7 protein-coding genes and 2 rRNA genes are annotated in these 10,571 nt (G+C 40.7%); 4 read left to right on the forward strand and 5 right to left on the reverse strand.

From position 1 onward, the window contains the following. Nucleotides 1-192: 192 nt before the first annotated feature. Both LPAF129_RS10545 and LPAF129_RS10550 read left to right on the forward strand, forming a co-directional pair. Nucleotides 193-1,179: a nuclease-related domain-containing protein gene (locus tag LPAF129_RS10545; protein WP_244056998.1), complete on the forward strand. Its 987-nt coding sequence runs from the start codon at nucleotides 193-195 to the stop codon at nucleotides 1,177-1,179. A gap of 508 nt (nucleotides 1,180-1,687) precedes the next feature. Further along, nucleotides 1,688-2,185, forward strand: coding sequence for an O-acetyl-ADP-ribose deacetylase (locus tag LPAF129_RS10550; RefSeq protein ID WP_244057000.1), 498 nt, complete (start codon nucleotides 1,688-1,690; stop codon nucleotides 2,183-2,185). A 2-nt stretch (nucleotides 2,186-2,187) separates the two neighbouring features. On the opposite strand, the gene LPAF129_RS10555 is transcribed toward LPAF129_RS10550, so the two are convergent. Continuing rightward, the gene (locus LPAF129_RS10555; RefSeq protein ID WP_244057001.1) at nucleotides 2,188-2,772 is read right to left on the reverse strand and encodes a uracil-DNA glycosylase family protein; all 585 of its coding nucleotides are present in this window, start codon (nucleotides 2,770-2,772) and stop codon (nucleotides 2,188-2,190) included. A gap of 1,078 nt (nucleotides 2,773-3,850) precedes the next feature. Between LPAF129_RS10555 and LPAF129_RS11250 the strand changes: the two genes are divergently transcribed. Beyond that, nucleotides 3,851-5,137: a LysM peptidoglycan-binding domain-containing protein gene (locus LPAF129_RS11250; RefSeq protein WP_309296512.1), complete on the forward strand. Its 1,287-nt coding sequence runs from the start codon at nucleotides 3,851-3,853 to the stop codon at nucleotides 5,135-5,137. A gap of 323 nt (nucleotides 5,138-5,460) precedes the next feature. Then, the gene (locus tag LPAF129_RS11255) at nucleotides 5,461-6,954 is read left to right on the forward strand and encodes a LysM peptidoglycan-binding domain-containing protein (protein WP_309296513.1); all 1,494 of its coding nucleotides are present in this window, start codon (nucleotides 5,461-5,463) and stop codon (nucleotides 6,952-6,954) included. 118 nt (nucleotides 6,955-7,072) lie between these two features. Here the strand turns inward: LPAF129_RS11255 and LPAF129_RS10580 are convergent, their stop codons facing one another. From LPAF129_RS10580 to LPAF129_RS10595, 4 genes are all read right to left on the reverse strand, one after another. Further along, nucleotides 7,073-8,839 carry an alpha amylase N-terminal ig-like domain-containing protein gene (locus tag LPAF129_RS10580; RefSeq protein WP_244057003.1) on the reverse strand — a complete coding sequence of 589 codons (1,767 nt, stop codon included), beginning with the start codon at nucleotides 8,837-8,839 and terminating at the stop codon, nucleotides 7,073-7,075. Between the two features lie 289 nt (nucleotides 8,840-9,128). Further along, nucleotides 9,129-9,905, reverse strand: a complete 777-nt coding sequence (locus tag LPAF129_RS10585) for a DUF975 family protein (RefSeq protein WP_244057005.1) — start codon at nucleotides 9,903-9,905, stop codon at nucleotides 9,129-9,131. 299 nt (nucleotides 9,906-10,204) lie between these two features. Continuing rightward, nucleotides 10,205-10,321 (reverse strand): 5S ribosomal RNA (rrf, locus tag LPAF129_RS10590). A 91-nt stretch (nucleotides 10,322-10,412) separates the two neighbouring features. Beyond that, nucleotides 10,413-10,571: ribosomal RNA gene (locus LPAF129_RS10595) — 23S ribosomal RNA — on the reverse strand; the annotation flags it as partial.

Consider the following 10,571-nt stretch of genomic DNA (forward strand, 5'->3'; position numbering starts at 1 on the left):
GCTGGCCCCAGCCACACACCCCAGCACTTTAAACTAGCTATCAAAGTATAAAAAAAGAACTCCACCTTTAAGATAGAGTTCCAAGGACCATCAACACTATTTGACAAAGTCCCGTTTTTTTTGCGCTTTTCACGCCAAAATTCCGAAAAATTGCGTATCTATTAAGTAGAGAACAATGAAAGGAAGTTGACCATGAGAAAGAAAGCGCCAGAACTGCAATACTTAGAAACTCTAAAGACTAGAACGAAACTATCATATCAGGAACAACAACAATTAGAGGCGGATCAGAAAGGGTATCGGGGTGAACTAACCATTGATCGTTTGACCAAAGAAATTATCGTCGCGCAAACACCAATAATAGATGACCTCAATTTGCAAGTTGACGGGCAGCGGGTTCAACTCGACAAATTAGTACAAATCGGTAACCGACTTTACTTGATTGATATGAAAGACTATCATGGCAAGTACATTTTCCGGAAACGAACGTGGTATCACAATGGTAAGCCGCTAACCCATAGTATCTTTAGTCAAATTGAACGGGCACATGATATTTTGGCACGAATTTTTATGGAACATAACTTAACCATTGAAATTGTCAAAGTCATTGTTTTCACAGATCCCAGCGCTGTCATCGAGATTGAGGACCAGTCAGAAATTGTCGTTAAATATCTGTGGGAATATTGTGAGTGGCTGCAAAAATTGAGTCAGTCTGCCAGCAAACAAGGCTCGGGGAGCTTACCGTGGCAGCAAATCTTGCAAAAATATCGCGTAGCACCCTATCGGCCGGAGACAGACCTCACACTAGATTCACGACAGTTATGGCAAGGAATCCGGTGTCCACGCTGCGGTAATTTTTGGTGGATTCAGAAGCACTATGCGCTACAATGTAAAAAATGCGGCTACTGTGAGGCTACAGAAACCGCCTACGTTCGTACGATTTGTGACTATGGGACGCTATATTTTCGGCATAACTTGCAGGTGGGTAAACTCACGGAATTTTTGGGTAAAGGATACAATAAGCAATATCTGCGAAAAATTCTTGCGAAGCATTTTGTCCCGTTAAATTTACGTTCACGCCAATTTTCTTATCAAAATCAAGGTGAAAAGTTTGAATATTGGTTTAGCAATGAATCTCAATATTTCAACAATCTAAAAAGACGCACAACTTGGGGCAAGTAAGATCATCAAACCAATTTGCTGGCTCTAGTTTGTCAAAGTTTGACCATCAAACTCGTTTGCCGGTCTTAGTTTGCTAAAGTTTAACCATCAAATTCATTTGCCGGTCTTTGTTCGCTAAAGTTTGACCATCAAACTCGTTTGCCGGCTCTAGTTTGCCAAAGTTTAACCATCAAACTCATTTGCTGGTCTTTGTTTGCTAAAGTTTGACCATCAAACTCGTTTGCCGGTCTTTGTTTGCCAAAGTTCTACCATCAAATTCATTTGCCGGTCTTTGTCGTGATCAACAGCGTCAGCAATCATGAATTCAAACACTGTTTTTGTCAAACAGCACAGGTAACTTTTCTAGCCGACCACAACAAATCAGGCACTAACCTACTCTTACGGCTAGTGCCTGATTATTATTTAGACCCTGCAATTTATCGGCAACTCAGCTCGAACTTCTTTCCACTTCACTGGACGATAGGCTATACTATAATTGATTTTCAATATCAGATAAGGGGGAATTTTAATGACTAACATTTCAATTATCCAAGATGACATTACGACCCTCAAAGTCGATGCCATCGTAAATGCCGCTAATTCTAGCTTACGTGGTGGCGGTGGTGTCGATGGGGCCATCCATCGTGCTGCTGGTTCCGAACTAGATCTTGCCTGTCAAAAATTAGGCGGCTGTCCGACTGGCCAAGCAAAAACAACTCCAGGCTTCAACTTACCTGCCAAATATGTGATTCATACCGTTGGACCCATTTGGCACGCTGGACACCAGCATGAAGCCGAGCTTTTAGCAGCTTGTTATCAAAATAGTCTTCGTGAAGCACAACAACATCACTGCCAGAGTATCGCCTTTCCCGCCATTAGCACTGGCATTTATGGTTATCCACTAACACCTGCCACTAAAATCGCGTTACAAACGGTCCAAAAATTTGCCGGAGACATTCACGTGATTTTTGTCTGTTTTGACGAAAAAACTTTCACTGTTTATCAACAATTATTACCGGAACTTTAATATCAGCGTTCCAGCAAGTCTGCTACCCGTCCTTGCAGCTCGGGCAAAATCAAAGTCTCAAACCACGGATTATTTTTCAACCAGCGTCGATTTCTGGGAGAGGGATGAACTAATGGCAGATATTCTGGCAAATAGTTGTGGTAATTTTGGATAGTTTCCTTTAACGTTGCACTCTTTTTAAGTTTCAAATATGAACGGCAAGCATAACTACCAACTAACAAAGTTAATTCCACCTCAGGCATCGTCTGTTTTAACAGTGGATGCCATTTTTCTGCAAATCCTGGTCGAGGTGGTAAGTCTCCGCTTTTCCCACTACCTGGAAAATAAAAGTCCATCGGAATGATTCCAATTAGACCTGAATCATAAAATTCAGCCCGACTCACACCCATCCAAGTCCGTAATAATTCACCACTCCGATCATTCCACGGAATGCGACTTTTTTCAGCGACTCTCCCTGGTGCTTGACCAATCACTAAAATTTTGGCGTGTGCTGGAGCTAGAAATAAAGGCTTAATCCCTCGCTCAGTATAACTGACATTTTGTGGATCAGCCATAATTTGTCGGGTCAATTCTTCGATTTTATCCATCGTTAACTCTCCTCATCTTTAATGGCATTAAAAAACAGACAACTGACATTGCTGCCAACTGCCTGTTTGACTAACATTAGCTGTTAGTGCCCCTGCCAAGGTCTTTATTATACCACTAAAGTTTGCTCGTCTTTTTCTAGTGACTACTTTTATCATCTAAATTCGAAATTTTTATGATTGTTAAAAACCTGTAATAGCTCAAAAAGTTTGACTGTGAAGTTGGCACTGTTTCACCATAGAAATTTTTATTTGAAAGAAAGGTGCTTGAGTAAGATATGTTCACCAATAATAAGCGAACTGCTCAAGTACTTACACTAATATTGTTTCTAATCATTTTTACAACTTTAACAATCACAAAAACAGACCTGATAGCCCTATGGTTCCTCTTTCTACTCATGGCCTGGTCTATAGCGCTAACAGTAATTAACAAACATTTTAAAGAATAAAAACAGAAGAAATTGAACGTAAAAAGTTATCACTAGGTGTTACTAGGCAAAAAAATTCATTGTTTAGTAGCACCTAGTGATATTTTTGTAGACTAATTCTTACTTCTTCACTCCAACTAGATCAACTACCTCTTTCGTTCATTTAAATTATCGTAATTTTGTTTCTTCCCCCTTACTATTAAGTAAGTACGAACATGCAAGTTAATCACAAAATTTAAACTAACTCGCTCCCGTTTTTTAGTAATATTAATGTAACATTTTTGCAATCTAGTTTAAGATATTACTAAGGAATTTTTTTGTAAACATTTGCTAGGTATTATCCCACACCGCCTTAAGTAAATTTTAAACTCTTAAAGATTATGTAACCTTGCTGTAACATAATCCATTACTTTGTCATTTTCAGCAATTTTTCCTTCTAAAAATACGCAATCATTCACAATTTTATTCAAATTTGTAAATTTAAAAAATTTCCTTAAACACCGCTATGGCAAGACTCAGCGGGATTTTATTACACCCTTATAGATTTTGTAAACTCATTTGAACTGGCCTGCAATAAAATGGCGGTACAATATAGTCATTCAGTTGTTAAAAGCGAACTATAACTATAAAAAATAAGCAGGAGTGAAGAAATCTTGAATCATTCAACAAAATCATTATTAGTTGGTACAGTCGGTGCCGCTAGTTTATTCTTAGCTGGTGCAACAAGTGCCTCAGCTAACACAACTCATCAAGTTGTTAACCATGATACGATCTGGGACCTTTCCCAAAAATACGGTGTAACTGTTCAGTCCATCGAACAATTAAATCATATTAATTCGAACGACCTAATTTTCCCAGGACAAAAAGTTCAAATTCCTGGTTCAGACGCTAAACAAGCCCCTGTTAAAACAGTTGCTCCCAAAGAAACTGCCAATACTTCTACATACTCTGTAAAAGCAGGCGACTCATTGTGGACTATCGCGCAAGCACACAATATTAGTGTAGCAAAATTACAGGGCTTAAATAACTTAAGTTCAAACTTACTTCAACCAGGCCAAACTTTGAAGGTCGTTGGTACTGCTGCCGCTCAACCAGTCAAAGCAACTCAACCAACACCAGCTGCAGCTCAGCCAGCTCAACCAACACCAGCGCCTCAGACAAAAGCTGTCCAAACACCAGCTCAACCACAAGTGGCCGCTAACCATATCAACCACTCAGTAGTGTCTGGTGAATCATTGTACACCATCGCTAACAAATATGGTGTTTCAGTTGCTTCAATTCGTCAAGCAAACGCCCTACAAAGTGCAGCTTTGACAATTGGTCAGTCTTTAGTGATCAATAACCCTGTTCAAAAACCTGCTGCCCAAGTTCAAGCTCAGGCTAAGGTTCAAACACAGGTCCAAGCTCCAGCTGCTCAGACTCAACAGAAAACAGCAGCTCCAGCTCAAACACAAACTAATAACAACAATAACTACCGTAGCAGCAACAATAACGTTACTCGTTCTTACAACAAGCCAAGTTATCAAGCTCCTGCACAACGTAGTACTCCAGCACCTGCTAAGATCAACTACAGCAGTTCACCAAACACATACTCATGGGGCCAATGCACATGGTATGTTAAGAGTGTTGCTGGCTGGGCTGGTAACAACTGGGGTAATGGTCAAGATTGGGCTGGTTCAGCTCGTCAAGCCGGTTACACAGTTAACAGCACACCTTCAGTAGGTTCAATCGCTGTCTTTGCTGGCGGCCAAACTGTTCATGGTGTTGGTGCCGGTGCTTATGACTGGGTCGCAGCTCCTGGTTATGGTCACGTTGCTTATGTTGTTGCAGTTAACGGTAACTCCGTAACTATCCAACAAGGCGGCATGGGCTTCTCTAACCCAGGTGGTCCTAACAAACAAACTGTTAGCGCCTCAGGTGTTCAGTTTATCCATCGTTAAAAAAATAAAAAAGCATGTTTCGCACAGAGTGGCGAAACATGCTTTTTTAGGTCACTTGATCCAGTATTCAATTCTTGGAGCCATAAACTAGCACCATCATCTGTCCTATTTTTGCTCAGTTAGCTAACCGATTACAAATTTCTACACTCTTACGGACCAGATGGCTTTTTTATTTGTCCAAAATAGGCTATAATTATGCTGTGTCGGATTTAACAAAGACACATGGTAATTTTCTTACATTCAGTTGTCGTTTAGAGATAAAAAATAGAAACTATTCACTTATTAGACGAAACACTAGACAAACAGATTGGGAGTGACGATTTTTGGAACAAAAAGCTCAAAAATTAATGCTGGGTACTGTTGGTGTTGCTGGTCTTTTTCTTGCCGGCGGAACTTCAGTCTCAGCTAATACAACGCATAAAGTTAATGCGCACGAGACCGTCTGGGACCTTTCTCAAAAATACGGGGTTTCCATTCAGTCCATCGAGGAATTAAACCATATTGATACTAATTCACATTTGATTTTTACTGGTCAAACCTTAAAAATCTCTGGTGAAAGCCATGAAAATGTTGTTAAAAAAGCAACTAAAACTCAAACACCAACTGCTACTTCTACATACGAAGTAAAAGCCGGAGATTCTCTCTGGTCGATCGCGCAGGAGTACCAAACTTCTGTTGATCATTTACGTTCGTTAAACGACTTAAGCGCCGGTGTAATTTTCCCTGGCCAAACCTTAAAAGTTGATGGAGCCGCAGTTCACGTTGCTAAAGCCGCTACTACTGTGGCCAAGACAACGACAACTCCGGTCACACCAGCACAACCAGCCACAGCGACAACTCCTGCTAAAGGCAGCACACCTAGTGTCCAACCAGCTCAAGCTGCGCAGACACCAGCTGCTCCTAAAGCCGCAGTAACTCCAGCAACTCCAGCTCCAAAACAACAGGAAGCTCAACCAGCCGCTCAAACTGCTGAAAAACAAGCTCCGGTTAAAGAAGAAGTTGCTCAACCTGAAAAGGTTCAACAGGTTGCTGTTCAAAAGGCCCAGCCACAAGTTTCAGCTAACCACAAAACTCACAAGGTCGCATCAGGCGAATCATTATATACCATCGCCCAAGACTTTGGAGTTTCGGTTGACTCATTACGGACGGCTAATGCTTTAGAGTCTTCTGCTTTACAAGTTGGTCAAAACTTAACTGTGAACGACCCAACTAAAGATCCAACTGCCCAACCTGCGCCACAAGTTGCTAAACCAGCAACTCCAGCGCCAGCTAAGCAGCAGCAACAGGCTAGCACACCTGCTCCAAGTCAACCTGCTAAACCTACGACACCTGCACCAACTCCAGCTCCAAAACCTGCCGTAGAAAAACCAGCACAGACTCCAACAAACGTGCAAAATACTAATAACAATACACCGGCGCCAACACCAACACCGGCACCAACTGTTAACCATGGGAATGGTTATAACCCATCTGGTAACACTTATGATTGGGGTCAATGTACTTGGTTCGCCAAGGATCGTGCCAGCTGGGCAGGCAACTACTGGGGTAACGGTGGTAACTGGGATGCCTCTGCACGAGCTCAAGGCTTCGCTGTAGACAACCATCCAACAGCCGGCTCACTCGTAGTCTTCCATCCTGGTCAGTCAGTTGGTGGTCAATGGACTGCTGATGGCTATGCCGGACACGTCGCTTACGTTGAAAGTGTTAGTGGTAATACCATTACAATTTCACAAGGCGGGATGGGCTTTTCTAATCCAGGTGGTCCTAACTACCAAACAATTTCAAATGCTGGTCAGTATACTTATATTCACCACTAATCAGTCAAATAAAAAGCATCCATCTCAAATGGGTGCTTTTTTAATACCAATTAGATACAAAAAGAGACAGACTTTTTTGAGAGTCTGTCTCTTTTTGTCAAATCCTACAGTTTTGAGATTAGGCTTCAACGATCACAAAGCCATTATGTCCGATCCGATTTTGATCTTCCACTAAATTTTGACTCAAAATCAGCTTGGATTTTGGTGGAAAGATAAACTTGATACTACCATAGCCAACATTAAATAAAGCAAAGATCCGTTTGCCATTCGATGCCCGGGTAAAGCTCAGGTAATCATTTTTGTTACTAATTTGGCCCCAGTCAAAACTGCCTTCATTTAAAACTAAATTATATTTCTGACGGAATTGGCCCAAAACTTTAACAAACCGTAACATCGTTTGGTCTTGTTCACTGGCCTTCCACGGTAAGCATTCCCGATTAGCTGGAACCTCGCCGCCCTGTAAACCAACTTCAGTCCCGTAATAAAGGCTCGGAGAAGTTGGCAACAAATAACTAAACGCTAAGATCAAACGTGCCAACTGACTATCACCGTTGCACTGAGCTAACAACCGCGGTGTCAACGGTCCGTCAAATTGCAGTAATAAGTTTTTATGCCGTGAACCAGGATACTTCATCATATCATCATTTAAGGCGGCCACCATTTCAGTTACATTGATTTTTTTAGCGATAAAATAATTAGTAATGATTGCTGCTGCGTCCACATCAACTGCCATATCCAAACTGCCCTCGTTGATCAAAGCGGGAGTTAAATTGTTAGTTTCACTCAGCACGCAACAGGTGGGTTTTAATCGGTGCACCATAGTCACTAATTCACGTAAGAATCCAGCATCAAGCTCTGCTGGGTCCAACAACTTGATTCCATCCAAGTCAAAAGTTTGGACCCAGTATTTAACTAAATCAAGTAAAAACTGACGCACAGCCGGATGAAGCAGGTTTAGCTTCGGTTGATGAGGATCATTATCGTTCACCCGATAAGAAATTTGGGGTGAAAAATCTGCCTGTTCTGTGATCGTATATTCAAGTGGCAAATTATCAATCAAAAACCAGTCAAAAAATGGTGATGCCGTTCCCTTTTGTTTAACATCTTGCCATTGCAGTGAAAAGTCCATCACATGGTCTAACACCATTTCCACGACCAAATGCATACCATGTTGATGTGCATCTTCAACTAGTGCTTTAAAAGTCTCTTTTTTACCAAATGCTGGATCGATCGTATATAAATCGACTGCATCATATTTATGATTTGAAAAAGCCGCAAAAATTGGGCTTAAAATCAAGCCTCCCACTCCTAATTGAACTAGCTGGTCTAAGTGATCTTTAATTCCCTGTAAATCTCCGCCAAAAAAGTTAGTAGCTGTTGGCTCAGTACTGCCCCATTCAACCACGTCCGCCGGGTCTAAATGGGGATCGCCGTTCGCAAAACGATCAACTAAAATATGGTACCACAAGGTATTTTGCGTCCAAGCTGGTTGTTTAAAAGCAGCCCCTGGATAAGTATATGGTAAAATAAACGGCCCACAGTGGGTCAAACTATCAGCAGTATATGCTTCAATTTTATGACTATCATAAAAGTATTCTTCTCCGCTGCTGGCAATTAAGTGGAAAGCATACTGCAGCCGCCGAGTTTGCGGCAGTTGCACAGTCACACTCCAATAATCAGTGACGTTGCTTTTTAAAATAATTTTCATATTAGATACTGCTGGTTGCCAACCAGTTTCAGCTTGTTTCGCATTTAGCTCGCTATATAATAGCTCAGCACGCACAACATCATCATGTTTGCTCTTAACTCGAATCGTGACCGCATTACTACCAGTCTCAAAGACCATCGCTTTTTGCGAGTCATGCAAAATTGCGGCTCTCTCCATTTAACTTCACCCTCACTAAATTATTCTCTTAATTAATAGATTAAGTCATTGGAACTACCTTTAGCAAGTTTATTTTCTCTTTTTCACAAATAATTGCCGACTGTTTGAAATCCACACAATTTAGTCAAGATTCGTGAGGCAAGAGATTCCACTTATCTCGCCACAATCTTCAATGCCTAAAACTCATTAAAAAGCAAGATCATGATAATGCTCATCTCTTAAACACCTCACTTCGCTCTGTGTAAAAAAAGCAGTGAGAACCAACTGGCCACTCACTGCTGATACTTTTTTATTGTTCGAAATAACTATCGTCTTGTCCAGCTGCTGGCGCCACTGGTTCTGCTTGACTTTCCGCTAAAGACTTGTAATAAGCCATGTAAGTTGCATTTTGATATGGAACTAACCAAATATATCCAATTCCTAAGGTGATAATAGCCAAAATATTCCAGCCAATAAAACTTAATTGTAAAACAAAATATTCAGCCTTATGGCCTTTCATCATCTGACGACTTTTAGTCACATAATCCAAATAATTTAAATCATCATCGCCACCATTGTCGGCAATGTCTTTGTAAATATAATAAGTTTGTGAATAAGCAATGCTTTTGATAATTCCTGGGATAATGAATAAAATTGACCATAATGCTTCAAAAACTGTTTGAATGATCCACAAAACAACTACTGGTAAAAAATCACGTTTAGTAAATACTCCGAAGATTCCACGGATAACTTTAAAATCTGAATTTTTAGTCCGTAACCAATCTAACAGCGTAAAGTTGACCCCTGTCGCTAATAAAGCTGTCAGGATCGAACCAAAAATGTTGTCAAAGTAACGGAGGCTTCCACCTTGTCCATTAATTTGGGCGAATTGTGTGTTAAAATTATCAGTGGCTACCCCACTTGGATCACTCCCAATTAAAGCAATGATCACTATTGTTAACGGTACTAAGAGAAAGAAGACCCCTAACATTGGCAAAATTTGTAAAATATTCAATCCAATTGCCTTACCCCAATGACCTTTTAGTAAGTCCTTAGCCTCTTGTTTAAGTTCACTTCTTGTTTTCATAAAAAACTTCCCCCTTTTTAGTCGAATTTCGTGTCAAAAGTTTTACTGAGCGAAAACATAATCTTCAATGTTAACACCATCTTCAAACCGCGGCTCCACTCTGTTTACTTACTCACGTTTCGACCGATAATTTAAAAAATTCTATAACTAGCATACTCTTTTTTATATAGAACACTAACAAAAAGCCTTGTAAACGGGTATTTTTTAAAGTTTCAGTTAAGTTAAAAAATTAATAATAGTAAATATTTTAACCAAATTCAAAGAGCAAAAAAAGCCACCCCTCAGGATGACTTAACTAAGCGCGGCAACGACCTACCCTCACAGGGGGCGATCCCCCAACTACTATCGGCGTGACAAAGCTTAACTTCTGTGTTCGGCATGGGAACAGGTGTAGCCTTTGTGCAATAATCGCCGCACTTTTGTTTATTCTTGAGAGATCCATTCTCTCAAAACTGAATAATACCTATCTCTTGTAATTCTTTCAAACCGAGTCACTCGCGCGACTCTTTGGTTAAGTCCTCGACCGATTAGTAATGGTCCGCTCCATGCCTCGCAGCACTTCCACTTCCATCCTATCTACCTGATCATCTCTCAGGGGTCTTACTTCCATAAAGGAATGGGAAATCTAATCTCGAGGTGAGTTTCGCACTTAGATGCTTTCAGCGT

This window comes from Ligilactobacillus pabuli, from assembly GCF_022836475.1.
Lineage (GTDB): Bacteria > Bacillota > Bacilli > Lactobacillales > Lactobacillaceae > Ligilactobacillus > Ligilactobacillus pabuli.